Source organism: Sandarakinorhabdus sp. (assembly GCF_031422795.1).
GTDB lineage: Bacteria > Pseudomonadota > Alphaproteobacteria > Sphingomonadales > Sphingomonadaceae > Sandarakinorhabdus.
Genome location: NZ_JANPML010000364.1, coordinates 1 through 23,204, shown reverse-complemented (window position 1 = coordinate 23,204; position 23,204 = coordinate 1). Strand labels below are relative to the sequence as shown.

28 protein-coding genes are annotated in these 23,204 nt (G+C 63.9%); 9 read left to right on the top strand and 19 right to left on the bottom strand.

The window, feature by feature from the left end; translation table 11 throughout:
• Window positions 1–78: 78 nt before the first annotated feature.
• Complete coding sequence (locus RMO81_RS12740) at window positions 79–507, bottom strand: hypothetical protein (protein ID WP_310476266.1); 429 nt, start codon at window positions 505–507, stop codon at window positions 79–81.
• A gap of 172 nt (window positions 508–679) precedes the next feature.
• On the opposite strand from RMO81_RS12740, the gene RMO81_RS12735 reads away from it, so the two are divergent.
• Window positions 680–1,189 carry a PEPxxWA-CTERM sorting domain-containing protein gene (locus RMO81_RS12735; RefSeq protein WP_310476265.1) on the top strand — a complete coding sequence of 170 codons (510 nt, stop codon included), beginning with the start codon at window positions 680–682 and terminating at the stop codon, window positions 1,187–1,189.
• Here the strand turns inward: RMO81_RS12735 and RMO81_RS12730 are convergent.
• The 6 genes from RMO81_RS12730 to RMO81_RS12705 all read right to left on the bottom strand — a co-directional run bounded on the left by RMO81_RS12730 (window position 1,186) and on the right by RMO81_RS12705 (window position 6,137).
• Window positions 1,186–1,866 (bottom strand): N-acetylmuramoyl-L-alanine amidase, encoded by a 681-nt coding sequence (locus RMO81_RS12730; RefSeq protein ID WP_310476264.1) that lies wholly within the window; start codon window positions 1,864–1,866, stop codon window positions 1,186–1,188. The two genes, RMO81_RS12735 and RMO81_RS12730, sit on opposite strands and share 4 nt — an antisense overlap.
• On the bottom strand, window positions 1,863–2,747 hold the full coding sequence (locus RMO81_RS12725; RefSeq protein ID WP_310476263.1) for a DMT family transporter: 885 nt from the start codon (window positions 2,745–2,747) through the stop codon (window positions 1,863–1,865). Before RMO81_RS12725 ends, RMO81_RS12730 begins: the two co-directional genes overlap by 4 nt.
• On the bottom strand, window positions 2,744–3,457 hold the full coding sequence (locus RMO81_RS12720; protein WP_310476262.1) for a DnaJ family molecular chaperone: 714 nt from the start codon (window positions 3,455–3,457) through the stop codon (window positions 2,744–2,746). The genes RMO81_RS12725 and RMO81_RS12720 overlap by 4 nt, the downstream gene beginning before the upstream one ends.
• Before the next feature lie 74 nt (window positions 3,458–3,531).
• Window positions 3,532–4,938, bottom strand: coding sequence for a phosphoglucomutase/phosphomannomutase PgmG (gene pgmG, locus RMO81_RS12715; RefSeq protein WP_310476261.1), 1,407 nt, complete (start codon window positions 4,936–4,938; stop codon window positions 3,532–3,534).
• A gap of 3 nt (window positions 4,939–4,941) precedes the next feature.
• Window positions 4,942–5,358, bottom strand: a complete 417-nt coding sequence (locus tag RMO81_RS12710; protein ID WP_310476260.1) for a hypothetical protein — start codon at window positions 5,356–5,358, stop codon at window positions 4,942–4,944.
• On the bottom strand, window positions 5,358–6,137 hold the full coding sequence (locus RMO81_RS12705) for a division plane positioning ATPase MipZ (protein WP_310476259.1): 780 nt from the start codon (window positions 6,135–6,137) through the stop codon (window positions 5,358–5,360). The genes RMO81_RS12710 and RMO81_RS12705 overlap by 1 nt, the downstream gene beginning before the upstream one ends.
• Before the next feature lie 97 nt (window positions 6,138–6,234).
• Between RMO81_RS12705 and panC the strand changes: the two genes are divergently transcribed.
• Window positions 6,235–7,083: a pantoate--beta-alanine ligase gene (gene panC / locus RMO81_RS12700; RefSeq protein ID WP_310476258.1), complete on the top strand. Its 849-nt coding sequence runs from the start codon at window positions 6,235–6,237 to the stop codon at window positions 7,081–7,083.
• Between the two features lie 7 nt (window positions 7,084–7,090).
• On the opposite strand, the gene RMO81_RS12695 is transcribed toward panC, so the two are convergent.
• From RMO81_RS12695 to RMO81_RS12675, 5 genes are read right to left on the bottom strand one after another with little or no spacing between them, the layout of a single operon-like run.
• The gene (locus tag RMO81_RS12695; RefSeq protein ID WP_310476257.1) at window positions 7,091–7,603 is read right to left on the bottom strand and encodes a hypothetical protein; all 513 of its coding nucleotides are present in this window, start codon (window positions 7,601–7,603) and stop codon (window positions 7,091–7,093) included.
• Between the two features lie 18 nt (window positions 7,604–7,621).
• The gene (locus RMO81_RS12690) at window positions 7,622–8,749 is read right to left on the bottom strand and encodes a GNAT family N-acetyltransferase (protein ID WP_310476256.1); all 1,128 of its coding nucleotides are present in this window, start codon (window positions 8,747–8,749) and stop codon (window positions 7,622–7,624) included.
• Between the two features lie 22 nt (window positions 8,750–8,771).
• Window positions 8,772–9,245: a RidA family protein gene (locus RMO81_RS12685; protein ID WP_310476255.1), complete on the bottom strand. Its 474-nt coding sequence runs from the start codon at window positions 9,243–9,245 to the stop codon at window positions 8,772–8,774.
• A 3-nt stretch (window positions 9,246–9,248) separates the two neighbouring features.
• Window positions 9,249–9,860 (bottom strand): HAD family hydrolase, encoded by a 612-nt coding sequence (locus RMO81_RS12680; RefSeq protein WP_310476254.1) that lies wholly within the window; start codon window positions 9,858–9,860, stop codon window positions 9,249–9,251.
• On the bottom strand, window positions 9,857–10,135 hold the full coding sequence (locus RMO81_RS12675; protein ID WP_310476253.1) for a DUF3572 domain-containing protein: 279 nt from the start codon (window positions 10,133–10,135) through the stop codon (window positions 9,857–9,859). Before RMO81_RS12675 ends, RMO81_RS12680 begins: the two co-directional genes overlap by 4 nt.
• A 114-nt stretch (window positions 10,136–10,249) precedes the next feature.
• Between RMO81_RS12675 and RMO81_RS12670 the strand changes: the two genes are divergently transcribed.
• Window positions 10,250–10,708 carry a rhodanese-like domain-containing protein gene (locus RMO81_RS12670; protein WP_310476252.1) on the top strand — a complete coding sequence of 153 codons (459 nt, stop codon included), beginning with the start codon at window positions 10,250–10,252 and terminating at the stop codon, window positions 10,706–10,708.
• A gap of 86 nt (window positions 10,709–10,794) precedes the next feature.
• Here the strand turns inward: RMO81_RS12670 and rpmG are convergent, their stop codons facing one another.
• Window positions 10,795–10,962, bottom strand: a complete 168-nt coding sequence (rpmG, locus tag RMO81_RS12665; RefSeq protein ID WP_017668361.1) for a 50S ribosomal protein L33 — start codon at window positions 10,960–10,962, stop codon at window positions 10,795–10,797.
• 170 nt (window positions 10,963–11,132) lie between these two features.
• On the opposite strand from rpmG, the gene RMO81_RS12660 reads away from it, so the two are divergent.
• The 3 genes from RMO81_RS12660 (at window position 11,133) to RMO81_RS12650 (ending at window position 13,866) form a co-directional block, all read left to right on the top strand.
• Window positions 11,133–11,927: a folate-binding protein gene (locus RMO81_RS12660; RefSeq protein WP_310476251.1), complete on the top strand. Its 795-nt coding sequence runs from the start codon at window positions 11,133–11,135 to the stop codon at window positions 11,925–11,927.
• Window positions 11,927–13,060 (top strand): mechanosensitive ion channel family protein, encoded by a 1,134-nt coding sequence (locus RMO81_RS12655; protein ID WP_310476250.1) that lies wholly within the window; start codon window positions 11,927–11,929, stop codon window positions 13,058–13,060. The genes RMO81_RS12660 and RMO81_RS12655 overlap by 1 nt, the downstream gene beginning before the upstream one ends.
• 140 nt (window positions 13,061–13,200) lie before the next feature.
• Window positions 13,201–13,866: a PEPxxWA-CTERM sorting domain-containing protein gene (locus tag RMO81_RS12650; RefSeq protein WP_310476249.1), complete on the top strand. Its 666-nt coding sequence runs from the start codon at window positions 13,201–13,203 to the stop codon at window positions 13,864–13,866.
• Between the two features lie 194 nt (window positions 13,867–14,060).
• Here RMO81_RS12650 and RMO81_RS12645 read toward each other — a convergent pair whose 3' ends face one another.
• Window positions 14,061–14,723 (bottom strand): PEPxxWA-CTERM sorting domain-containing protein, encoded by a 663-nt coding sequence (locus RMO81_RS12645; protein ID WP_310476248.1) that lies wholly within the window; start codon window positions 14,721–14,723, stop codon window positions 14,061–14,063.
• Between the two features lie 110 nt (window positions 14,724–14,833).
• Window positions 14,834–15,511, bottom strand: coding sequence for a PEPxxWA-CTERM sorting domain-containing protein (locus RMO81_RS12640; RefSeq protein ID WP_310476247.1), 678 nt, complete (start codon window positions 15,509–15,511; stop codon window positions 14,834–14,836).
• A gap of 206 nt (window positions 15,512–15,717) precedes the next feature.
• Here RMO81_RS12640 and RMO81_RS12635 point away from each other — a divergent pair, with 206 nt between their 5' ends.
• From RMO81_RS12635 to RMO81_RS12625, 3 genes are all read left to right on the top strand, one after another.
• A complete protein-coding gene (locus tag RMO81_RS12635) occupies window positions 15,718–16,182 on the top strand; it encodes a MaoC family dehydratase (RefSeq protein ID WP_310476246.1) in 465 nt (154 codons plus the stop codon).
• A 29-nt stretch (window positions 16,183–16,211) separates the two neighbouring features.
• Window positions 16,212–17,387: an acetyl-CoA C-acyltransferase gene (locus tag RMO81_RS12630; RefSeq protein ID WP_310476245.1), complete on the top strand. Its 1,176-nt coding sequence runs from the start codon at window positions 16,212–16,214 to the stop codon at window positions 17,385–17,387.
• Between the two features lie 105 nt (window positions 17,388–17,492).
• The gene (locus RMO81_RS12625) at window positions 17,493–19,280 is read left to right on the top strand and encodes a DEAD/DEAH box helicase (protein ID WP_310476244.1); all 1,788 of its coding nucleotides are present in this window, start codon (window positions 17,493–17,495) and stop codon (window positions 19,278–19,280) included.
• A 57-nt stretch (window positions 19,281–19,337) separates the two neighbouring features.
• On the opposite strand, the gene RMO81_RS12620 is transcribed toward RMO81_RS12625, so the two are convergent.
• From RMO81_RS12620 to RMO81_RS12605, 4 genes are all read right to left on the bottom strand, one after another.
• Window positions 19,338–20,897, bottom strand: a complete 1,560-nt coding sequence (locus tag RMO81_RS12620) for a DUF4403 family protein (protein WP_310476243.1) — start codon at window positions 20,895–20,897, stop codon at window positions 19,338–19,340.
• Window positions 20,894–21,886, bottom strand: coding sequence for a DUF2891 domain-containing protein (locus RMO81_RS12615; protein ID WP_310476242.1), 993 nt, complete (start codon window positions 21,884–21,886; stop codon window positions 20,894–20,896). The genes RMO81_RS12620 and RMO81_RS12615 overlap by 4 nt, the downstream gene beginning before the upstream one ends.
• Window positions 21,883–22,824, bottom strand: a complete 942-nt coding sequence (locus tag RMO81_RS12610) for a DUF979 domain-containing protein (protein WP_310476241.1) — start codon at window positions 22,822–22,824, stop codon at window positions 21,883–21,885. Before RMO81_RS12610 ends, RMO81_RS12615 begins: the two co-directional genes overlap by 4 nt.
• Window positions 22,821–23,204, bottom strand: a 384-nt coding sequence (locus tag RMO81_RS12605) for a 5-oxoproline transporter, DUF969 family subunit (RefSeq protein ID WP_310476240.1), incomplete at its 5' end; no start/stop codon positions are given. The genes RMO81_RS12605 and RMO81_RS12610, both read right to left, overlap by 4 nt.

Below are 23,204 nucleotides of genomic sequence, written 5' to 3'. Positions count from 1 at the left end.
GACACGACCTCCCGCTCGGTGCCCGCAAACCCGGCGCTGTGTAAGAACGCCGCAACCAAACATTACAGTATTGCAATGTTACGCCGACGAGCGGATAGAGGTTTTGTCGGGCTCGAAGGCCACTGTTTCGATTGGCCCGCTTTCTGGCAGCCCTGCCAGATACCGCATTTTTGATGGTCGTTCCCCCCTGGCCATCAGCGGAACTTTCTTGGCCGGCACCTTCACAGGTGCCGGCCATTTTTTTGGGCCTCGCCCATGAATATCACCATTGTATGGATGATATAATATAACTAACAATCTCTTGTTCGTCAGGAGATTGATCATGGTTCCGATTCGCGCCTTGCTATCCACAGTCGCCGTTTTGGCAACGCTTGCTCCGCCGGCAGCGGCCGCAAACTTCAATCTGGCTGATCGCAACAGTTCAGCCGTGATCAGCGACCGCAACGGTGCAACGGTGTGGCGGGTCGCGCCTTCAGGCCAAAACCCGGCTGCGTTTGCTGACAACATCTTCTTGTCAAACTACTATTATCGCATCGGAAGCACCGGCAATGAGGCGCCGCTTCTGGTCGCGCTTGGTGCGCCTGAAACACGGTCCACGGCCAACAGCGTGCAGTTCAGCTTCAGGAGCGCCGATCTGGCAGCGACCATTGATTGGCAGTTGAAGGGTGATGCCGGCGGCGTGCTGGCAACGCTGTCAAAAACCGTCAGCTTCACTAATCTTTCGGCCGCCGCCATCGATTTTCATTTGTTTGATTACACGGATTTCGACATTCGCTTCAACGCCCTGACGCAGTTGGATACTGCGCGACTCGTGTCCCCGGGGCGCATCATCACCAGCAGTTCCTCTATCCCGTTCTCGATCGATGCCAGCGCGCAGGTCGCCGCTGATCGCTATCAGATCAGCAACTTCATTACCCCGTATTTTCAGTTTTTCATCGATCAGGATGGCCCGACCACTTTGCCGAACACGCCGGCGCTTGGGGCGGAGTTTCCGGCCACGCCGGGCGATACGGCATTTGCCTTTCAATGGAGCCGGATGATTGCGCCTGGAGACAGTTTCACGGTCGGCCAGGTTGCTCGCTACCTGCCAACCAGTTCCGTGCCGGAACCGGCGAACTGGGCTTATTTCATTGCGGGCTTCGGATTGATTGGCATTGCTGCGCGCCGACGGACCGCCAAGGCCGCCTAGAGCCCTTCCGCCAACAGCAGGCCGCGTAGGATGGTGCGGCTTTCGGCATCGATCACGCCGTCGAAGCGGGCGGGGCGGTGGTGGCGCTGGAAGGCGATGACGGCTTCAAGCGGCGCAAACACGTCATAGCCATAGCGGCCGAGTGCGGCCATGAAGCCCATGTCCTGCCAGTTCGGGTCCATGCACGGGCGCGGGCTGGCAGCCAGGCCGGCGCGGGCGAAGCGGGGCCAATCGAACAGCTCGCCGGGGTCTTCCTTGCGGGCCGGCGCGATGTCGCTGTGGCCCACGACATTGGCGGGCAAGATTGCGTGGCGGGCGGTGATGTCCGCCACCAGCGCATGCACGGCATCCATCTGCGGAGCGGGGAAGGGCACATAGCCATATTCGTGGCCGGGGTTGACGATCTCGATCCCGATGCTGGCGCTGTTCACATCGGTCACGCCGCGCCACCAGCTGCGGCCGGCGTGCCAGGCGCGCTTGGCCTCGTCCACCATTTGCAGCACCTGGCCGTCTTCGGCGACGACATAGTGCGCGGAAACGCCGGATTCCGGATTGGCCAGCCAGTCGATGGCTTCGGCACCGCTGGTCATGCCGGTGTAATGCAGCACAAGGATACCGATCGGCAGCTGCCGGTCGTTGAAATTGGGGCTGGCGCGCTGAATCATGTTGGGGATCATGTCGGCTCCACCGGCATGTCGCTGTCCCTGCGCTGCGCCGTGCGGATGGTGATGATGGTTACGCCGATCAGCGTCAACAGCCCGCCAACCAGCATCTGCCCGGTGATCGGCGTGCCGTACACCGCTACCGCGACCACCACCGAAATCAGCGGCGTGGGCAAGGTAAGCGGCGAGACCACCGCCACGGGGTAACGCTGAAACAGCCAGGTCATGCCGCCGTGGCCGATGATCGACGACATGATGCCGGAATAGGCGATCCAGCCCCAGGTGCTGAGCGGCAGTTCAGGGATGGCGGCGAGTTTTTGCGGTTCGAAGGATTGCGCCAGCACCAGCATGATCGGGATGGACACCAGCCCCAGCCAGCCGTGGATGACCAGCACCGGCACGCCGGCCAAACGCCGGAAAAGCAGATTGCCGATGGCCCAGCACAGCGAGGCCCCGATGGTGAGCACCAGACCGATGCGTTCATTGGCGATGGCCGGATCAAAGCCCATCACCACCACACCCACGAAACAGATGGCGATGGCGGTGATGCGCGGCCAGCGGATCTGTTCCTTCATGAAGATGACGGCGAGGATCAAGCTGAACGGCACGCCCAGTTGCCCGGCGATTGACAGGGCCGGCAAATTGTCGGCCAAAGCGAAACTGAGCGCGATCAGCGACATGGCCAGCGCACCGGCGACGAAGCCGGTGACAAAGATCAGCCGCATGCGCCCCGGCAGCCAGCGGATGAACGGCAGGCAGACGAGCGTGGCGACGACATAGCGCAGCAATACCGCGGTCATCGGCCCGGCGCTCATCACGCCTTCCTTCACGGCCACCACATTGAAACCCCACACCACGTCGATGGCAAGGATGGCGGCCAGATGCAGGGGCTTCATCGCCGTCTCCCGGTCAGCCGGTCGTAGGCGGCGTTGATATTGGCCATGCGCAGTTCCGAGACGCGGATGAATTCCGATGGCACGCCTTCGGCCAAAGCGCGATCGGGGTGATAGCGTTTCACCAGCGCATGATAGGCGGCACGCAACGCGCTGGCATCGGCGCCCGGTTCCACACCCAGCACCGCCCACGGATCATCGGCGGCCGGTGCGGTGTGGCGGCGGCGGATGCGGGCCTGTTCAGCATCGTTGAAACCCAGGATGGTGGCGACCTCGCCCAGAAAGGCCAGTTCGGCTTCGTGGAAGCCATCAACCGCCGCGATCATCCACAGCGCATCGAGCAGATCTTCCAGCGTCGCCGAACCCTGCCCAAGCAGATCGGCGGCCTGGATGGCATAGGCCTGAAAGCCGGCCATCGAGCTTTTGGCCAGATCATAAAAGCGCCGGGCATTGCTGGCCTCGGATGGATCGACATGGAACAGGCGCTGGAAGGTGGCAAATTCGGCGGCGCTGGCATTGCCGTCGGCGCTGGCCATCTTTGCCGCCAGCGCAATGGCGGCGATGGAGAAAGCCACGCGGCGGCGTTCGGGGCGAGTGGCGCGGGCGCGGGCTGCATCGACAGCGCCGCCGGCCGCGGCGCCTGCCAGCGCCCCCAATGGCCCGCCGATCACCAGGCCCAGTGCCGTGCCGGCCAAAGTCGCCCAGATGCTCATTTCAGCGGCTTAGGCAATAAGCGGCAGCGGGGGAAGGGGTGTGTTGTTCCGCTGTGGCAGTGGTGCGGCCGGATTCAGTGGCCAACCTCGACGGCGTCCACATCCGACAGGGCCAATTGCGTGTTCAATTCGGCCAGCAGCCGCGCAAGTGCGGCCTGATCCTGGGCTTCGACACGCGCCGTTAGCGCTGCCTGGGTGTTTGACGCGCGCAGCAGCCACCAGCCATCGCCATGCGTTACCCGGGCGCCGTCGATTTCGTTGACCCGCGCGCCGGCCGCCTTCAGCCGGGTCACGACTTCGGCCACCACGGCGAATTTGCGCGCTTCGGCGCAGTCAAAGCGCAGTTCGGGCGTGTTGAGCATGGCGGGCATGGCGTCTTTCAGCTTCGTCAGCGATCCGCCCTGCGCCGCCACCGCTTCGATCAGGCGCACGGCGGCCAATATGCCATCGTCCACGCCGTGCCAGCGGTGGGCAAAGAAGATATGGCCGCTCAATTCGCCGGCCAGCGGCGCGTTCAATTGTTGCAGCCGCTCCTTCATCAGGCTGTGGCCGCTTTTCCACATGTCGGGCACGCCGCCCAGCGCGGCGATGCGGTCGAACAGCGACTGGCTGGCCTTGATGTCGCCGATGATCGGGCTGCCGGGCAATTCCCGCAGCACCGGTTCGGCCAGGATGGAGAGCAGTTCATCGCCCCACACCATGCGGCCCTGCGCATCAACAGCACCGATCCGATCGGCGTCGCCATCAAAGGCCACGCCGAAATCACAGCCCTGTTCGCGCACCACGCGTTTCAGATCGACCAGATTGGCTTCCACGGTGGGATCGGGGTGGTGATTCGGGAAGCGGCCATCGACCTCGGCAAACAGCAGATGGTGGGTGCCGGGCAGCAGGCGGATCAGGCGTTCGACCACCGGGCCGGCGGCGCCGTTGCCGCAGTCCCAGGCGATGGTGAAATTGCCGCCACGGAAATCGGCCAGCATCGCTTCGACATAGCGATCCATGATGGCGACATGGCGGGTCGTGCCGCTGCCGGTCTCCCAATCGCCAGCGGCCGCCATGGTGCCGAGCTTCTGAATGTCGGCCCCATGAAAAGGCCCGCTGTGCCGCATCAGCTTGATGCCGTTCCAATCGGCCGGGTTGTGGCTGCCGGTGACCATCAGGCCAGCATCGGCGCCCAATTCGAACACGCTGAAATACAGCATGGGTGAAGGCCCCATGCCAATATCGATGACATCGCAGCCCGTGCTGAGCAGGCCTTGCGCCACCGCTGCGGCAAGGGCGGGGCTGCTCAACCGGCCATCGCGGCCCAGGCTTACGATGGGCGTTGCAGAGCGGCTTTCACGGCGCAGCTGGCTGCCGAAACTGCGGCCAACGGCGAGGGCGTCAGCCTCGGTCAGGGTTTCGCCGACGATGCCACGAATGTCATAGGCGCGCAGGGCGCTGGGATCGATCGTGTGGCGCTGGCTGTTGGTGGCACTCACTTGTCACTCTCCCGGTGTTTTTCGCCGGTGCTTTTCAGCGGCCATGATCAACAGGTCGCGCGCGGCAGTGAGGGCCTGCGCGGCTTCGGCAGAGCCGCCGGCATCGGGATGGGCGCTGGTCATCGCCTGGCGCCAGGCCTGCCAGATGGTTTCCGACGGGGCATTGGCGGCAACACCTAGCAATTGCGCCGCCTGTGCCAGTTCGCTGGTTGCCGTTCCGTCGCGCTCGTTCCACAGCCACCACGCCCAGCCGCCCGCTGCCACCAGCGCGGCCGGCACGATGCGGCCAGTGGAAAGGAAACGCAGCGCCAGCAGGCCCGCTGCAGCCAGCCCGCCATAGCGCAGCAGATTGGGCAGCAGCTGGCCTTTCTGGTGCAGCCACCAGGCGATGGCCACAACGGCGATCAGGGCCAGCCCCATCAGGCGGCCATTTCGATTCCGCCCGGCAGGTTCAGCCCGGCGATAAGGGCGCGCAGTTCGTTGCGGGCCGCGACATGAGACAGCGAGAAATCGGTGAGCGCGGCACGATCCAGCAGGGTGAGCCCGCGTGGGAAGAACTCACGGAAGATGACGCGTTCCGAAAGCCCGGGCAGCACACGGAAACCGATACGTTTCGACAGGGAATCCAGCGCTGCACCCACCCGTTGCTTGTTGCGGGCGTCGAGCGTGGAGAGACGGTTGCGCAGCACCACCCAGTCCATCTGTCGGCCTTCTTCGCGGGCGCGGCGGGTGCGCGCTTCCCACACCAGTTCGGCATAAAAGCTGGGCTTTTTTACCTCGAAATTTTCGCCGTCCACTTCGCCGATCAGATCGAAATCGACGAAACTATCGTTGATCGGCGTTACCAGCGTATCGGCGTGGGCCATGGCAGCGCGGGCCAGCGCCGAATCGCGGCCGGGCGAATCGACCACGATGAAATCCTGGCCGCGCGCCTGTTGGAACCGCATCTCCAGTTCGGCTTCGGCGCCGTCGCCATCGGCCACCACCACTGCGGCCGGGCCGGGCAGGGTGATGCCGTGGCGCTGGGCATGGTTCCAGCGATTTTCCAGATAGCGGGTGGAGGTGCGCTGGCGGCTGTCGAGATCGATCAGCGCCGTCTGCTTGCCGGCAAGCGCGAGGGCGACCCCGATATGCACGGCGGTTGTCGATTTGCCGGTGCCACCCTTTTCATTGGCGAGCACGATCACATGAGCAGTCACGTTGGTCCCCGAAAAATAGTTGTCGTCGCTTGCAACTCGTGCCCGTATCGCCCACAGCCCCGCCGCCGAGTCAACGTGGAACCCGCGTGAAATTGATATGACAAGCCTGCTTCCGATTGTGCGCACCCCCCATCAACTGCGTGTCGCCGTGAGCGACTGGCAGGCGAAGGGCAAACGCGTGGCCTTTGTGCCGACCATGGGCGCGCTTCATGCGGGCCATCTGGCGCTGGTCACGCTGGGCCTTGCCCATGCCGATGTCGCGGTCGCCTCGATCTTTGTGAATCCCAAACAGTTCGGCCTGGGCGAGGATCTGGATCGCTATCCGCGGGATGAGGCCGGCGATGCGCTCAAGCTGGCCAGTGTCGGCTGCAGCCTGATTTACGCGCCTGATGTCGCCACCATGTATCCGCCGGGCTTTGCCAGTTTCGTGCGGGTGGCGGGCTTGCCCGATCTGTTGTGTGGCCGGGTGCGGCCGGGCCATTTCGATGGCGTGGCCACCGTGGTGGCGAAACTGTTGAGCGCCGCCCGCGCCGATGTCGCGGTGTTTGGCGAAAAGGACTGGCAGCAATTGGCCATCATCCGGCGCATGGCGATGGATCTGGATATCGGCACGCAAATCCACGGCTGCGCCATCGTGCGCGATGCTGATGGGTTGGCGCTGTCCAGCCGCAACGCCTATCTTTCAGCCGACGAACGCGCCCGGGCACTGGCCCTGCCGCAGGCACTGCAAGCCACCCGCGCCGCCATACTGGGCGGCATGCCGGTGGCCGCCGCGCTGGCAGCGGGCGAACGCACCATCAAGGCCGCCGGCTTTGTGCGGCTGGATTATCTTGATCTGGTTGATGGCGAAACGCTGCAAAGTCTGGGCCGCCCGGCACCGGCTGCGCGGCTGATGGGGGCGGGCGTGATCGGCACGACGCGCCTGATCGACAATATCGCCCTGTAGGGGTGATTCAGCGCCGCTGCATCTGGCGCACGGGTTGCCAGGTGCGGCCGTAGGGCGTGGTCCACGGATTCCCGAACGGACCACCAAAGCCGCCGAAACTGTTGCCGATGAGCAGATTGTTCTGCGCGTCGCCACTGCTGTAGCCAAATCCGAAGCCGGAAATGCCGCCCCAGCGGCTGGTGCCCTTGGTGACCGACAGCGCGGCGGTGCCGGTCTGCCCCACCGGCATCACGGCAGTGCCGCTGAAGCCATAGGTGCCGCCGCTGCCGGCAAACAGATTGAGCTCGCCATGCACCTTGCGATCACGCACCGCGCCGCTGCCATCGGCATAAAATTCCGGATAGAGCGAGCGTTCGAGCACGGATTGGCGCTTTTCCTGCTCAGGCGTGAGCACCGGCGTTCGTTCAGGGCCATTGGCGGCCGCGGCAATCACCGCTTCACGCTGGCTGTCGGAAAGCCGGATCACCTCGGTCGCGGTGGCAGGAGTGGCCAGCACGGCCAGCAGGATCGCGATTCGCATTTGGTACCCTAGCACGGTTCAGCCTTGCGGATCCCTGAACGGGCCTTGTTGTTCAAGATACTCGATTTCCTCGATCACGGCGCGGGTTTCGTGGGCAAGATAATCGGCCACGGCGCCCCGGAAACCAGGGTTGGGGATGTAATGGGCCGAAATCACCGGGGTGGGGCGATAGCCGCGTGCCAGCTTGTGGGCTCCCTGCGCGCCCGCTTCGACCCGCGCCCGGCCATTGGCGATGGCCCATTCGATGGCCTGATAATAGCAAAGCTCGAAATGCAGGAACGGCACATCTTCGGTGCAGCCCCAGTAGCGCCCGTAAAGACACTCATCACCAATGAAATTCAGCGCGCCCGCGATCGGCTGGCCATTACGCAGGGCAAGCATCAGCAGCACACGGCTGCCCATCGCTTCGCCGATCAACGAGAAGAAGCTGCGTTTCAGATAAGGCTGGCCCCATTTGCGGGCGCCGGTGTCCTGATAGAAGGTCCAGAACGCATCCCAGTGGTGTTCGGTGATGGCGCTGCCGGTGAGGTGGATGATCTCCAGCCCCATGGTGGCGCGCTCGCGTTCCTTGCGGATCATCTTGCGACGCGAGGAGGAGAGCGCGCCGAGAAAATCCTGAAAGTCGCGATAGCCGTCGTTCTGCCAATGGAATTGTTCGCCGGTGCGGATCAGCCAACCGGCATCGCGAAACAGTGTCTGCTGTTCGGGCGTTAGGAATGTGGCGTGGGCGCTGGAGAAATTGTTGCTCTCTGTCACCTGTTCAGCGGCGCGGATCAGGGCCAGGCCGGCGGCTTCGTCGCGCAGCAGCAGACGCGGGCCGGTGGCGGGCGTGAAAGGGAAGGCGGCCTGCAATTTGGGATAATAGTCCCCGCCGGCCCTTGCCCAGGCATCGGCCCAGGCGTGATCGAACACATATTCGCCCTGGCTGTGGGTTTTCAGATAGGCCGGCATGATGCCCGCCGGGCGCCCGTCCACGCCATCGGCGACCAGATGCACGGGCTGCCAGCCGGTGCGACTGCAGGCGCTGCCGGAATCTTCCAGCGCGCGGAAGAATTCCGCTTGGGCAAAGGGGTTTGCCGGGCCGGCGCAGGCGTTCCAGTCGGCCAGCGGAATCTCGCTGGCCTTTCCGACAACTCTGACATTCATGGGCGCACCGGCACCGTCACCATCAGGCGATCTCGACCCCAGTCACTTCCACGACCGCATCCACTTCAACGGCCACGCCGCGCGGCAGCACGGCGACGCCCACGGCGGCGCGGGCGTGGCGGCCAGCATCGCCGAACACTTCGACCATCAGATCGGATGCGCCATTGCCCACTTCCGGCTGGTAGGTGAAATCGGGGTGGCTGGCAACGAACACGCCCAGTTTCACCACGCGCTTGACCCGCGACAGATCACCCAGCGCCGTCTTCATCTGGGCGATCAGGCCCACGGCGCAGCGGCGGGCGGCGGCCTGGCCGTAGGCGACATCCACCGTGTCACCCAGACGGCCCTTCATCAGGCTGCCATCCTCGGCAAAGGGGATCTGGCCGGAAATGTGCATCAGATTGCCAGCCGTTACGGTCGGCACATAATTGGCGGCGGGGGCAGCAGCGCTGGGCAGGGTGATGCCCAGATCAGCGAGCTTTTGTTCCGGGGTCATGGGTCAGCCTTTCAGGATGGTTTCAATGTGAGACAACATCGCCGGCCACTCATCGTGGCGGGCGTGGGCATCGGGTGATTGCGGGATCAGGTGGCGCACTTCCAGTTCGGCGACCATGTGCAGGCGGTGCACATGCGGCACATGCGCCTTTACCGATGTGTGGTTGGGCGGCAGATCATCAATGAAAATGGCTTGGGTCGGTTGGAATTCGTCGAGCAGTTTCTGCATCGGCGCACCCTTGCCGCCCTGATTGCCGATGACGCGATAGGGCATGCCCAGCCGCGCCAGTTCCAGCGTGCGCCGTGTCGCATGATGATCAGCAATGTTGGTCAGCACCACCACGTCGCAATCCTTCGCGAGTTGCCCCAGCGAATCGGCGGCGCCAACAATCGGGTGCTGGTTGTGCATCCAATCGGCAAAGAAGCCATCGAGCAGCGGCGGAAAATCGCCGGCTGGCAAGGTGGAGCCATCCGCAAGCTTGATATTGCCGGTGAGCATCGGTGTGACGAGCGACAGCGTCAGGCCATGCACGGTTTGCAGATAATCGATGAACGGCGCGATGAAGTGCAGCAGCACGCCATCGCAATCGGAAACGATGAGTGGACGCGCCTTCACCAGTTACTCCCCAGCTTGCGGGCGGCTACGGCCAGCGTTTCCGGCGTGACGCCGATTGCCTCTGCGGTGGCCAACAGATCATGTTCGTTGGCCATCAGATAATCCAGCAAGGCGGTGAGCGTTTCCGGCCTGTCCGCCGTGGCCCGCAGCGCATCGGCGTCCATGCCGGTAAGGGCCAGAAACCGTGGGCCCATATCCTCGTCACCCGCCACATGGGCAAGCGCCTGCAGCGCCAGCACGGCCGGATCAGCGGAGGAGGAGCGGTCACGGAGCACGGCCAAAGCCCTAACCGCTGGCGGATGGACTGCCAAGCCGCCTTGCAGCCGCCCCGGTGTCGCGGGCTCGGCGTGCCAGCCATGGGCGGAAGCAGCATTGGACTTGCTGCGACAATGGTGAGAAGCAAATGGTCGTTGATCGGCTGGAGACTGTTTGTGCGCCCACATCTGATGGCCTTTGCACTGTTTGCAACGGCAGCAAATGCGGCCGAACCTGTGGCCACTGCGTTCCGCAGCAACGACCGCCCGGCCTATGATCGCTTCGTTTCACCAGCCCAGATGGAGACGCTGGCGGCCCAGGGCGCAATCATCATCGATGTGCGACTGGCAGAGGATTTCGCCAGCAACCCGCAGCTGATCCCGGGCGCAGAGCGCCGCGATCCCGAACAGATTTCGAGGTGGGCCGATGCCTTGCCCAAGAACCGGTCGATTGTGCTCTATTGCGTGAAGGGGGCCTGGGTCAGCCAGAAAGCCGCCAGCATCCTGCGCCGCCGCAATCTTGATGTTTACAGCCTGAGCGGCGGCCTCGTGGCTTGGACGGCGGCCAAACAATCCCCGATTCCGCCCGGCTGATATCGCCAGACGCAAAAAAGGCCGGCGTTACCGCCAGCCTTTTTCATGCCTCAAGGCAAGCGCCCCGCTTTTCAGCCGGCTCGCGCTTACTTGATCTTGGCTTCCTTGAACTCGACGTGCTTGCGGGCTACCGGGTCGTACTTGCGGAACAAGAGCTTTTCAGTCTTGGTGCGCGGGTTCTTCTTGGTGACGTAGTAATAGCCGGTGTCAGCGGTCGACACGAGCTTGATCTTGATGGTGGTCGGCTTGGCCATGGTTCCGGTTCCGCGTAAATCAGGTTGCGCGCGGGAGGCATGGCCACCGCGACGAAGGCGGCTCCAATGATGGAATTGACCGCCCGAGTCAAGCCGCGCGTCAAGCGTTGTGGCCCCGCGTTTGGCCAGCGGCATTGGCAGGACGGCGCGGATTGCCTATCTCCGTGGCCATGATCCCCATTTTCCTTGAAAATCGTGCCGTGCTGGCGGTGGATGGTCCCGATGCGGCCGGCTTTCTGCAGGGGTTGATCACCCATGATGTCGGCCTGGTCGCGCCCGGTCGTTCGGTGTTTTCGGGGCTGCTCAGCCCGCAGGGCAAGGCGCTGTTTGATTTCCATCTTCATGCCGGCGATGCGGGCGCCTTCTGGATCGACGTGGTGGCCAGCAAGGCCGATGCGCTGCTCAAGCGGCTGAGCATGTACAAGTTGCGCAAGGCGGTGACGCTGGCGCGCCGCGACGATCTGGCGGTGCTGGCCAATTGGCCCGCCAATGCACTGGCTGGTGAACCGGCCGATGCCCGCACACCTGCACTGGGCGCCCGCTGGATCGGGCCGGCAGGCAGCGCACCGGCCGGCGCAGAGGCCTATGACGCACGCCGGCTGGCCGTGGGCGTGCCCGACAGCGACGATATCGGCAGCGACGACCTGCTGTGGCTGGAAACCGGCGCCGATCTGCTTGACGGTGTGTCGTTCACCAAGGGCTGTTATGTCGGCCAGGAAAACACCGCGCGCATGCACCATCGTGACAAGGTGCGCCGCCGACTGGTGCCGGTCACGCTGGCAGGCGATCCCGGTGACGCGGTGGACGTGAAGGACGACGCTGGCCGCGTCTGCGGCAAGCTCCGCAGCCGGCGCGGCGATCGGGCCATTGTCCACCTGCGGATGGAGGAAGCGAGCAAGCCATTGTTCCTTGGCGAAGCCGCCCTGACAGCGCAGTGGCCGGAATGGCTGGCAGGAGAGCGCTGATGCTGCTCGATCCCATCGAACGCGCCAGCGCGCGGCTGGATGCGACACTGGGCGAAACCATGCGCTGGTTGACCCAGGAAAGCGGTGAGGCGCTGTTTGGCAGCCTTGTGGGGCTGGCCATTTATGTGGTGCTGTTGCTGGTGCTTTGGGGTGCGCGCCGGCTGCTGCCGCGTGCTGCCGAAAGCTGGCGCGGGTTGGCGCGGAGCGTGGTGGACCGCACGCTGCAGGTTTTCCTGATTGCCGTGGCGTTGGATGGCGCCACCCACGCTGTCGCCCCGCCGGGCGTGTTGATGCAGTTGGTAGACAAGTTGCTGGTCATCGCAGTGGCGGTACAGGCGGCCTTGTGGGTCCGCGAACTGGTGGTGGGTCTGGTGCGCCGCAAAGCTGATTCCAGCCCGGAAGATGCCATCGCCTTGGGCAGCGCCACCGGCGTCATCAATGTGCTCGTCAATGTCGTGGTCTGGCTGCTCGCCGCCATTTTGATCCTTGATAATCTGGGCGTGAACGTCACGGCGCTGGTGGCCGGCCTGGGTGTGGGCGGCATCGCCATTGGCCTTGCGGCACAGGGCATTTTTTCCGATCTGTTTGCCGCACTGGCAATCCTGTTCGATCGGCCGTTCCGGGTGGGTGACACGATCAGTTATGGCACCTCCACCGGTACGGTGGAGCATATCGGCCTGAAGACCACGCGTATCCGCGCGCTTTCGGGTGAGCAACTGGTGATGGCCAATACCAAGTTGCTGGAACAGCAGGTGGCCAATCTGCATCTTATCGAAGAGCGGCGCGTGGTGCTGACATTTGGTGTGGTGTATCAGACGTCGCCCGATCAACTGGAAGCGTTGCCGGGCGCATTGCAGGCGATTGTCGAGGCGCAGGCCGATTGTCGCTTTGATCGTGCCGTGTTCACCGGGTTCGGCCCGTCCAGCCTTGATTTCGAATTGGTGTTCTTCGTCACAGTGGCCGATCTGGCAGTGATGTTGAGCGCGCGCCAGGCCGTGGGCTTTGCCGTGGTGCGGCGGCTGGCTGAACTGGACCTGCATTTCGCCTATCCGACTCAGACGACCTTCACCGCCGCCCCCGATGGCCGGCTGATCGATCCCACCCAGATCAGCGAAAAGTCAGCTAAGCACTAGAAATAACGATATACTTAAGAAACAGTAAATCTAACTTGTCATTCATCAATTCTTAAGGTATTTGAAATCTCAACTGCCCTTCGGGTGGGCGGCGCGCTTGGCGGCATGGTGTCGCCCGGCAAAAGCGAGGGGTAATTTTTATGCGTGGGATTCAACTGCTGGCAGCAGCTGCTGCGATGGCCTTTGCCATGCCGGCCTTGGCTGCGGTGACCTTCAATGTTGGCATCGGTTCGCCGGTGACCGGTATTCCGGGCAACAACAATTTTCAATCCAACCTCAACACCGCTGGCCTGTACAACTACACGGCCGGTGGCGCGACCATCACGCTGAGCGGCAAGGCCACGGTGACGTTTGAGTTCCTCGGCTCCGAAAGCGGCTTCAACGACAGCTTCTCGGCTGCAGGCGGTACCATTGTCGCATCGGAAAACAGCTCGTTCACGGCTTGGGGCCCGGTTGGGCTTGGCTCGGCAACCTACAATGCCGGCGCCATCACCGATTGGCTGTTCAGCTCGTCGGGCGGTGCCGTCAACAAGGGTGTCGGCTCGCTGGAATTCGGCATCTTCCTGCCGCGCGGCGCTGTGGCCAACGGCAGCTATTCGTCGAACATACTCTATCTCGGCTTTGACGATCAGATCAGAGGCGATGATGACAATCACGATGACATGATCATCCGCGTGACCGCCGAAGATTTCGGTGGCCAGGGCGGCGTGCCGGAACCGGCGAGCTGGGCGATGCTGATCGCTGGCTTTGGTCTGGTCGGTGCGGTCTCCCGTCGCCGCCGTGGTGCTGGCAGCGTCGCTGCCTGAACCATCTTCGGAGACATGACGGCGCGGCGGGACAACTCCCGCCGCGCCGTTTTGCTTTGCTGGCTGGTTTGACAGGCTGATGTGCGGATGGATCAGGTCTGTAACTGTCGACAAGGAAACGCCGGCCAGCAGAACCCTGCTGGCCGGCGATTTTTACCTATCGGATCGACCGCCGCGCTGGCGGTCGATGCAGATCAGGCCGCGAGCGTCACGCGCCGGCGACGGGCAGACACGCCAACCAGGCCAAAGCCGGCAATCAGCATGGCCCAGGCAGCCGGTTCCGGCACGCCGCCGCCGCCCGGATCGATCACTTCGGAAGCAGCAAAGCTGTCGAATTCAAAAGCGACGCCGGTCGAACGCAGACGCAGGCCGGTGATGACTTCGCCAGCGCCAGCGATGAAATTGACGCGGCGATTGGTGGCTGGCTGGCCCTGGTTGCCATTGGATGGCGGCAAGGCGCCACCGGCAATGCTGAAGATGGTAGAACCACCGGCACCCAGAACATCGACAAAATTATAGGTGTCGATTGAACCCCAGTAGAAGCTGATCGAACTCAGATCCGGGGTGGCCAAGGTGGCGATGTTGGGATTGAGCCGGCTCGACACATAGCCAAAGCAGCTGGCCGTGCCGCCGATGCCAACGGCCGGCATGGCGGCGCCGCTGATCGAACTGCAGCTGGTGGCCAGACCGCCAGACCAGCTATAGCCGGCTGCATTGGGCCCATCAAAGCTGACGACGATCGACTGGCCCAAAGCCGGGCCCGGATCCGGCGCGCCAAAAATGCCGGTGACGGTTACGGCCTGCGCCGCTGTTGCAACGGCGAAACTGGCCAAAAGGCCAAACAACTTACGCTTCATAACATACTCCACAGTTAACGAAATTTTCAGTTAGTCGAAAGAATTGACAGCCGCAAGCCAAAATTTAGGCTATTGGCAGCAATTCGTTCATCAAATGAATTCGGCGCAGATCAGGATGCGACCTGCACTTGGCGGTTGCGCCGGCGGGCCACGGCGCCAACCAGGCCCATGCCGGCGATCAGCATCGCCCAGCTCGCTGGTTCCGGAACGCCGCTTTCAGGCGAAATGCCGGGGGCCAGCGTGGCGGCGAAATCATCGAATTCAAAGCTGCGGCCGCGGCCCCAGAAGCGCAGGCCACCGATTGTTTCGCCAGCGTCGGCGGTGATCGCGAGGCGGCGGTTGCGGCCGCCGCTGCCAAGGGTGTAGGCGACTGTATCGAAGTTGATGGTCGTCAGATGCACGAAATGGATGGGCTGCAGATCAGCGCCCAGAACCCACAGCCAATTGTGGGAGTCCATCGAGCCCCAGTAGAAACTGATCGTGCGGAGCGCCGGCGTGATCAGCGTCGCCACCGGATCGGGGTTCGCGCTCGACACATAGCCAAAGCGGGAGCTGTTGAGGGCGGGCGTGGTGTGCACCCCGCGCACGGTGCCGGTGGCCGTGGCCAGCCCGCCGGTCCAGCTGAATCCGGCCGCGGCTGACGCGTCAAATGTTTCAACCATGATCTGGCCCGCCAGTGGGCCAGGATCGGGTGCGCCAGCGATGCTGGTCACCGTCACGGCGCCGGCATCGGCACTGGCGATCAGGGCAATTGCGGCAAGCGCAAAGGAGGTGAACGTGTCGGTCATCTGGGCGATCCTTTGTGATCTGCGTGCCGGGGGTGACACTGCGGATGCCCGTTTCCAGTAACGACTGATTATACTTAATGTATAGTAATCATAAAGTTAACGAACGTCTGGTAACCACGATTCTGCTGGGTTGACGCGCGCGTAAGCCACAGCCTAGGCTGGCCTTCGATTAAAACAGCGCAATCACGAATTGGGGAGACACCGGCATGGCGGGAAAATCACTGACGCTTGACGAATTCCGTGGCCTGGCTGGAACCGAAGTGGGTGTGTCGGACTGGATTGAAGTGCCGCAGGACAAGATCAACGCCTTTGCCGAAGTGACGGGCGATCATCAGTTCATCCACGTCAATCCCGAACTGGCAGCGCAAACGCCGTTCGGCACCACCATCGCTCACGGTTATCTCACGCTCAGCCTGCTTTCGGTCATGGCCTATCAGGCGATGCCGGGCATCAAGGGCACGCGCATGGGCGTCAACTATGGTCTCAACAAGGTGCGTTTCATGGCGCCGGTGAAATCCGGTCGCAAGATCCGTGGCCGCTTCACCATCGCCGATGTGACGCAGCGCCCGGATGGCGCCTGGCAGACCACCACCAATGTTTCCGTGGAGATCGAGGGTGAAACCAAGCCCGCGCTCGCCGCTGAATGGATCACTCTGCAATATGTCGGCTAAGCCGGCCTGAACGAAAAAAGGAATTTCTCATGCGTGAAGCCGTTATCGTTTCCACTGCCCGCACGCCGATTGGCCGGGCCTATCGCGGTGCTTTCAATGCCACCCCGTCGCCGACGCTCGCCGGCCATGCCATTGCCCACGCCGTCAAGCGCGCTGGCATCGACGGCGGTGAAGTTGATGACGTGGTGATGGGCTGCGCCCTGCAGCAGGGCGTGCAGGGTGGCAACATCGCCCGTACCGCGCTGCTGCGTGCTGGCCTGCCGGTCACCGTTTCGGGCCAGTCGATCGATCGCCAATGCTCGTCAGGCGTGATGTCGATCGCGACCGCTGCCAAACAGATCATCGTCGATGGCATGACCATCGCCATCGGTGCCGGCGTCGACAGCATATCGATGGTGCAGAACGACAAGATGCGCACTGGGGCCGATCCCAGCCTGGTTGCCATGCACCCGGCCGTCTACATGCCGATGCTGCAGACCGCCGAAATCGTCGCCAAGCGGTACAATGTCAGCCGCGATCGCCAGGATGAATATGGCTTCCAAAGCCAGATGCGTACCGCTGCTGCCCAGGCAGCCGGCAAGTTCAATGATGAAATCGTGCCGATGACCGCGACGATGGCGATGGTCAACAAGGAGACCAAGGAGGTCACCCACCACGAGATCACGCTGACCAAGGATGAAGGCAACCGCCCGGAAACCACGCTGGAAGGCCTGAAGGGGCTGAAGCCGGTGATCGAAGGCGGCGTGATCACGGCCGGCAACGCCAGCCAGCTTTCCGATGGTGCGTCGGCCAGCGTGCTGATGGAAGCCAAGGAAGCCGCCCGCCGCGGCCTGAGCCCGCTGGGCGCCTATCGCGGCATGGCCGTCGCCGGCCTGGAGCCGGACGAGATGGGCATTGGCCCGATCTATGCCATTCCCAAGCTGCTGAAGGCCAACGGCCTGACCATGAACGACATCGGCCTGTGGGAATTGAACGAAGCCTTTGCCGTGCAGGTGCTGCATTGCGCCGACGTGCTGGGCATCGATCCTGATCTGCTCAACGTCAACGGCGGCTCGATCTCCATCGGCCACCCCTATGGCATGACCGGCGCGCGCTGCACCGGCCACGCCCTGATCGAAGGCAAACGCCGCGGTGCCAAATATGTGGTCGTCACCATGTGCGTGGGCGGCGGCATGGGCGCCGCTGGCCTGTTCGAAGTTTACTGAGTTCAGACTGGAATTGCGGATGAGCAGCCGTGGGCCATGCCTGCGGCTGCTTTTTCTTGTGGCCGGCGATTCGCCTTTCCTCACCATTTGCGTCATAGGGCGCCGATGACAATTGAATCGCTCCCCGCGCCGCTGGCTCAAGCCATCGCGCAGCGCGGCTATGAAGAACTCACCCCCGTCCAGTCCGCCGTCCTCACCGACGAAGCGCGCGGGCGGGATTTGCTCGTTTCTGCCCAGACGGGCTCGGGCAAGACGGTGGCCTTTGGCCTCGCCATGGCCGAAAATCTGCTGGTAGGCGGCGAAAGCCTGCCCGTGCCGGCCCGCCCGCTGGCGCTGGTGATCGCGCCAACGCGCGAACTCGCGCTGCAGGTAGCCAAGGAACTGGCCTGGCTTTATGCTCCGGCGCGCGGCCGCATTGCCACCTGCGTGGGCGGCATGAATCAGCAGGTCGAACGGCGCTCGCTGTCGGCGGGCACGCACATCGTGGTTGGCACGCCGGGCCGCCTGCGCGATCACCTCGAACGCGGCGGGCTGATGCTCGATAACTGCAAGGTCGTCGTGCTCGATGAAGCCGATGAAATGCTCGACATGGGCTTCCGCGAGGATCTCGAAGAAATTCTGGATGCCGCCCCCCCGGAACGCCGCACCCTGATGTTTTCGGCGACCATGCCCAAGGGCATTGCCGAACTGGCCCGCGACTATCAGAGAGACGCCTTGCGCCTGGCCACGACCGGCCGCGCCAGCGCCCATACCGATATCGCCTATCAATGCGTTGCGACCGCGCCGGCCGACATCGAATCGGCCGTGGTCAACCTGCTGCGGTTCCACGAACCGCCGACGGCGCTGTTGTTTTGCGCCACGCGTGACAATGTTCGCCGCCTGCACGCCAGCCTGACCGAGCGGGGATTTGCCGCTGTCGCGTTGTCGGGTGAGCACAGCCAGTCCGAACGCAACCAGGCACTGCAGGCGCTGCGCGACCGCCGCGCCCGGCTGTGCGTGGCGACCGACGTGGCCGCGCGCGGCATCGATCTGCCCGGCCTGAGCCTGGTGATCCATGTCGAAGTGCCGCGTGACGCCGAAACCCTGCAGCACCGATCGGGCCGCACCGGCCGCGCTGGTGCCAAGGGCACGGCCGTGATCATTGTGCCCTATCCGGCCCGCCGCCGGGTGGAGCGCATGCTGCAAGGCGCAGGCGTGAAGGCCGAATGGACCGCCGTGCCGACCGCCCAGGCCATCGCCGCGCAAGACCATGACCGCCTGTTGGTGAGCATCGGTGAAGGAATTGGCGCTCTGGACGAGGACGACAAGCGCCTGGGCGAGGAACTGATGACCCGCCACGGCGTTGACGAGATCGCCGCTGCGCTGGTGCGCATGCACCGCGCCCGCCTGCCGCAAGCGGAAGAACTGGTGGATGCCGGCCCGGCCCCTCGTGCCGAACGCCGCGACACCCGCCAGAGCAACGACGCTGGCCGCAACAATGACGGGGATCGCGGCGGCGAAGGTGTGTGGTTCCGGCTCGACGTGGGCCGCCGTGACAATGCTGATCCGCGCTGGATCATCCCGCTGCTCTGCCGGCGTGGTGGCGTTACCAAACCTGATATTGGCGCCATCCGCATTTTCCCCGGCGAAACCATGGTCGAAATCGCGCCCGACATGGCCGAACGCTTTGTTATCGCCCTGAAGCGCCACGCCACCCGCAAGGGCAACAGCGCGGAAGATCAGATCGACATCAGCCCCGCCGGTGGCCCGCCCCAGGAACGCTCTGCTCAACGCCCGCCGCAGCAGCGCACGCTGTCACCGCGTCAGCCCGGCGATGGTCCGCGCCCGCCTGGTGGGCCACGTCCAGCCGGTGGCCGTCCGCCGAACAAGCCACCCTATCGCGGCCGACCCTGATCTGGCCCCAAAGCTGGCTCCCGAGTTGGCAAGTGCCGGAACGGTGAAGCCGGAATTCTACCGGCTGCCTGGCGCAGCGGGCTTCGCTGGCGGCTTCCGTAGCCGGGCGGGTTTGGGTGCATTCGGCCCCACATAAACGACCTTCGCCGTGCCTGCGGCCACAACCGGCATGTAAAGGCCCTGGCCCAACGCCATGATCTTGCCGTGCTCCACGCCATCCAGTTTGATGCGGGCACGGAAATCGCCGATCGGCACTTCATTCAGAACATCGTCGATCTTGGTCATCAGCTTGTCGTAGTCGCCGGTGAAATCCTGGCCGATGGCTGATTCCAGCGCCAGAGCAACGGCTTCGGTCGACATGATCGCGACCAGCAGAGCGAATTGCTGGTCGCCCGCCCTGCCGGCGTTGAACTTCAAATCGCGGATACGCACCTTTTCGCTACCCGGTTCGCTTTCAGGGCGTGCGGTCATCCACACATAGCCCTTGGTATCCAGCAACTGGCGCGGGCCACGCGCCGAAAGACCGATTCCAAGCACCAGCCGGCTGCCATCGGTGCCATACAGTGTCGGTTTGCCAAAACGCACCTTCACGCGGCCGTAATCCGGGACCTGGATGCCCTTGGCCGCGACCTTGGCCAGTGCCTTGCTGATCGGCGGGACCAGCGTGTCATAGTCAGCCAGCAGCTGGCCGTGGAAGTAGAGGGCTTCAGACGGCGGCGTGCGCCCAATCAGCGGCAAATTCGTTGGTAGTTCCGGCCTGGGTTCAATGCCCAACACCACCAGCGTCACCGCGGTCAGCGAGGCGTGCACCACAAGATCGGTGCTGGTGGCCTCAATCCTGCCCAGGCCAAGCGCGCGCGGCGTGATCTTCAACCATGCCGCCGGGTTCTTGCGATTGATCGATTGCACTGTGAACCCTTGTCGCCAAAGCCCTTGCAGGGCCTTGCGCAAGGCCACGGCCTGCAGCTGCTGCGGCAGGTCGCGTTCCAGTTTGGCGATCACCGGTGCCAGCTTCTGATCGGCCTGGCGGGTCAGGCGGATGCGCGTGCCCAGCAGCATCACGCCGGGTTCCTGCTGCCAGTCATAATTGAGCTTGATGCGGGCAGACAGATGGCCATCCGGCGTCACATCCGGCGTCACGTCGGCCGTCACCAATGCCTGGGCTGTGGCGGTTTCCGCGATCCCCAGCCCGCCAATGTCGCTGGCCGTCAGCATGCCCGAAACCGGCAGCAGTAGCCGCAATTTGCCGGCGCTGCCTACCAGCTGCAATCGACCGCGGGTGACAGTGCCGTTCACCTTGCACTTGAGATCGGGGGTGACCTTCAGGCGCTGGCCGAACAGCTTGACCCGGGCACCGGGGGCACACAGCTGCAGTTGTTCGTCTAGCATCCACAGCGTTGTCGGCACGGCCTTTTCGAGCGCTTTTTCAAGGTCGGGCAGTGGCAGGATAATCGGCAACGAAATTTCCGACGGCGGCGGAAGCAGCAGCTTTGTTTCGACCGCCCGGGGCGGACCCGGCGTCGGCCTCAGGTTGCTACGCGGCACCAGAAACCAGGCCGCCACACCCAGAGCGGCCAGCACGGCGATGCCAAAGGCGATCCACCGCTGCCAGCTCATGGATCATCCATCGCGAGCAGCGCAAAGCTGGCCAGCCAATGTTCACCGGCATAGTCGCCGGCAATGTGGGGCAGGGCGGTGGCGAGATGCGTATCGGCAGCCGCCCGCAGCACCGGTGCGGCCGGATCATCGGGGGCAAGGGCGGCAGCCAGTTTGCGGAAGGCCCAGGCCCGCGACAGGTTGAGGCCATCGAGATGCGCGATCTTGCCATCGCTGCGGTCGGTCACTGTGGCAGGAACAAACAGGCTGGCGGGACTTTCACTATGTGCCAAGGGCATGAAGTCACGGAACCAGGGGCGGAATTCAGCGGCAGGCAGCAGCGTTGCCATGGCCAGCGCCTCCATCAGCGTGGGTGACAGGAAGGCATCGCCATCGGGTTCCCAAGCTTGCGCATCGTGGTCTTCCCCATACCAGTTGCGCGCCGCCGCAGCCATCAGGCCGAACAGCGCACGATCATGCGCTGCCGCCCAACCGGCGGAGAGGACGAGAGCAAAGCCGGTGTTGCCGTGCGCGCCAGTGCGGATCGGATAGGTGAAGCTGCCCAGCAGCGTGCGCCAGTGCTGGGCAAAATCATGCGAGAAGGGTTGAAGTATTGGTGCCAAAACGCTGTTAGTGCTTACCATTTCACTGTGCAGCTTGAGCAGCCAGGCCCAGCCATAGGGCCGTTCAAAGCCGCGCGATTCCGGGCGGGCCAAATAGGCGCGTTCCACCGCGATCTTTTCCGGTGTGAAGGTTTCGGCGGCCAACGCCAGCGTTTCGGCGGCGCGGGCATGCTGCGGAAACCGATGCGCCAGCCGCAGCAGCAGCCACCAGCTGTGCACGCAGCTGTGCCAATCAAAGCTGCCAAAGAAGATCGGGTGCAGATCGCGGGGTGTGCGCGCGTCGGTATCGTCGGCCAGCACATGATCCAGCTTGTGCGGATATTCGCGGGCTACATGGCCCAGCGCGATGCCGGCCATGCGGGCAGCAAGGGCTTCATCCAGCATCATCGGAAGGCAAATCCCCAGATCATCGCGGTGTTGAACAGCCACAGTGGCAGCGCAGTCGCCACCTGGGCACGGATGACAGCATATCGGTCAGGCAGGTTCAACAGTGCCGCCGGCACGATATTGAAATTGGCCGCCATCGGCGACAGCAAGGTGCCGCAGAAGCCAGCCAGCATGCCGATCGCGCCCACCACCACCGGATTGCCGCCCATGCCCAGCACCAGCACCGGCAGCCCGATGCCGCCCATCATCACCGGGAATGCGGCAAAGGCGTTGCCCATCAGGATGGTGAAGATCGCCATGCCGCCAGTGAAGGCGACAACCGCGGCAAGGCGGCTGCCTTCCGGAATGGCCAGCGGCGCCAGTGCGCCGACGATTTCGCCGACGCCGGCCACCGTGAACAGCGCGCCGAGGCTGGCCAACATTTGCGGCAGGATCATCGCCCAGCCAACGCCTTCGGCCAGACGGCGGCCTTCCTGCACCGCAGCGGTAAGGGGCGGGCGCTGCCACAGCAGCAGGCAGCCGGTGGCCAGCACGACGCCCAGGCCCAGGCTGACCAGGGTGACCTGCTTGGGATCGACCAGACCGGGCAGCAGCGGGAACAGGAAAGTGCCGGCGAGCGCGACGCCAGGCATGATCAGCGCCGGCAGGAACAGGCGGTTGCCGTGGCGAGCGATGCTGGCAAGGCGCTCGGCAACACTGGTGGTGGGGGAATGCCCCTTGCCCGGCGCACCAAGCAGCGCCAGCGCCACCAGCGCCAGCAGCAGCACGCCGTTGCCCATATCGCCCAGCACATCGCCCGCCAGGAACTCGGCTGCAAGCAGGCCCCAGAATGCCGACCCGAGCAGGCGCTTTGGGTGCTGGCGATCAAGCAGTGTGGCCACAGCCCAGCTGCCGAACACAACGCCGGCCAGGGCATAAAGGGCGGCGAGGCCGATCACCGGCCCATTCTCCACAACCGGGTGCCGTGCACAGCAAAAGCCGCCAGGGCCGTGGGAATGGCCCACACCGAAAGCTGCAGCGGCTGCACGATGATGCCGGCGCTTTCGAGGAAACCCTTGATCAGCAGGATCGACGCGATGGCGAGGAAGATATCCTCACCAAAAAAGATGCCGACATTGTCGGTGGCTGCGGCCATCGCCTTGACCTGGTTGCGCTCGTCTTCGCTGATGTCCGGCTTGTCGCGCGTTGCGGCGGCCTCGACCATGGGGGCCAGCAAGGGCCGCACGGTCTGGGCGTGGCCGGCGATCTGGGTGAGGCCCAATGCTGCCGTGATCTGCCGGAAACCCAGATAGATCAGCAAGATGCGTGAGGTTGTTGC

Bases quoted from the DNA above. Each gene is read 5' to 3' on its own strand.
- rpmG (WP_017668361.1), bottom strand. From the start codon at position 10,962: ATGGCCAAGCCGACCACCATCAAGATCAAGCTCGTGTCGACCGCTGAC.
- RMO81_RS12685 (WP_310476255.1), bottom strand. From the start codon at position 9,245: ATGACCCCGGAACAAAAGCTCGCTGATCTGGGCATCACCCTGCCCAGC.
- RMO81_RS12740 (WP_310476266.1), bottom strand. From the start codon at position 507: ATGTTGTCAGCAAACGCAGCCGGGTTTTGGCCTGAAGGCGCGACCCGC.
- RMO81_RS12710 (WP_310476260.1), bottom strand. From the start codon at position 5,358: ATGGGGCTGGCCCTGATCGCCGTTGTGGCCATCGCCTGGTGGCTGCAC.
- RMO81_RS12720 (WP_310476262.1), bottom strand. From the start codon at position 3,457: ATGAGCATCTGGGCGACTTTGGCCGGCACGGCACTGGGCCTGGTGATC.
- RMO81_RS12650 (WP_310476249.1), top strand. From the start codon at position 13,201: ATGCGTGGGATTCAACTGCTGGCAGCAGCTGCTGCGATGGCCTTTGCC.
- RMO81_RS12670 (WP_310476252.1), top strand. From the start codon at position 10,250: ATGGTGAGAAGCAAATGGTCGTTGATCGGCTGGAGACTGTTTGTGCGC.
- RMO81_RS12655 (WP_310476250.1), top strand. From the start codon at position 11,927: ATGCTGCTCGATCCCATCGAACGCGCCAGCGCGCGGCTGGATGCGACA.
- RMO81_RS12620 (WP_310476243.1), bottom strand. From the start codon at position 20,897: ATGAGCTGGCAGCGGTGGATCGCCTTTGGCATCGCCGTGCTGGCCGCT.
- RMO81_RS12695 (WP_310476257.1), bottom strand. From the start codon at position 7,603: ATGCGAATCGCGATCCTGCTGGCCGTGCTGGCCACTCCTGCCACCGCG.
- RMO81_RS12660 (WP_310476251.1), top strand. From the start codon at position 11,133: ATGATCCCCATTTTCCTTGAAAATCGTGCCGTGCTGGCGGTGGATGGT.
- RMO81_RS12630 (WP_310476245.1), top strand. From the start codon at position 16,212: ATGCGTGAAGCCGTTATCGTTTCCACTGCCCGCACGCCGATTGGCCGG.
- RMO81_RS12625 (WP_310476244.1), top strand. From the start codon at position 17,493: ATGACAATTGAATCGCTCCCCGCGCCGCTGGCTCAAGCCATCGCGCAG.
- panC (WP_310476258.1), top strand. From the start codon at position 6,235: ATGACAAGCCTGCTTCCGATTGTGCGCACCCCCCATCAACTGCGTGTC.
- RMO81_RS12725 (WP_310476263.1), bottom strand. From the start codon at position 2,747: ATGAAGCCCCTGCATCTGGCCGCCATCCTTGCCATCGACGTGGTGTGG.
- RMO81_RS12645 (WP_310476248.1), bottom strand. From the start codon at position 14,723: ATGAAGCGTAAGTTGTTTGGCCTTTTGGCCAGTTTCGCCGTTGCAACA.
- RMO81_RS12690 (WP_310476256.1), bottom strand. From the start codon at position 8,749: ATGAATGTCAGAGTTGTCGGAAAGGCCAGCGAGATTCCGCTGGCCGAC.
- RMO81_RS12640 (WP_310476247.1), bottom strand. From the start codon at position 15,511: ATGACCGACACGTTCACCTCCTTTGCGCTTGCCGCAATTGCCCTGATC.
- RMO81_RS12635 (WP_310476246.1), top strand. From the start codon at position 15,718: ATGGCGGGAAAATCACTGACGCTTGACGAATTCCGTGGCCTGGCTGGA.
- RMO81_RS12730 (WP_310476264.1), bottom strand. From the start codon at position 1,866: ATGATCCCCAACATGATTCAGCGCGCCAGCCCCAATTTCAACGACCGG.
- RMO81_RS12615 (WP_310476242.1), bottom strand. From the start codon at position 21,886: ATGATGCTGGATGAAGCCCTTGCTGCCCGCATGGCCGGCATCGCGCTG.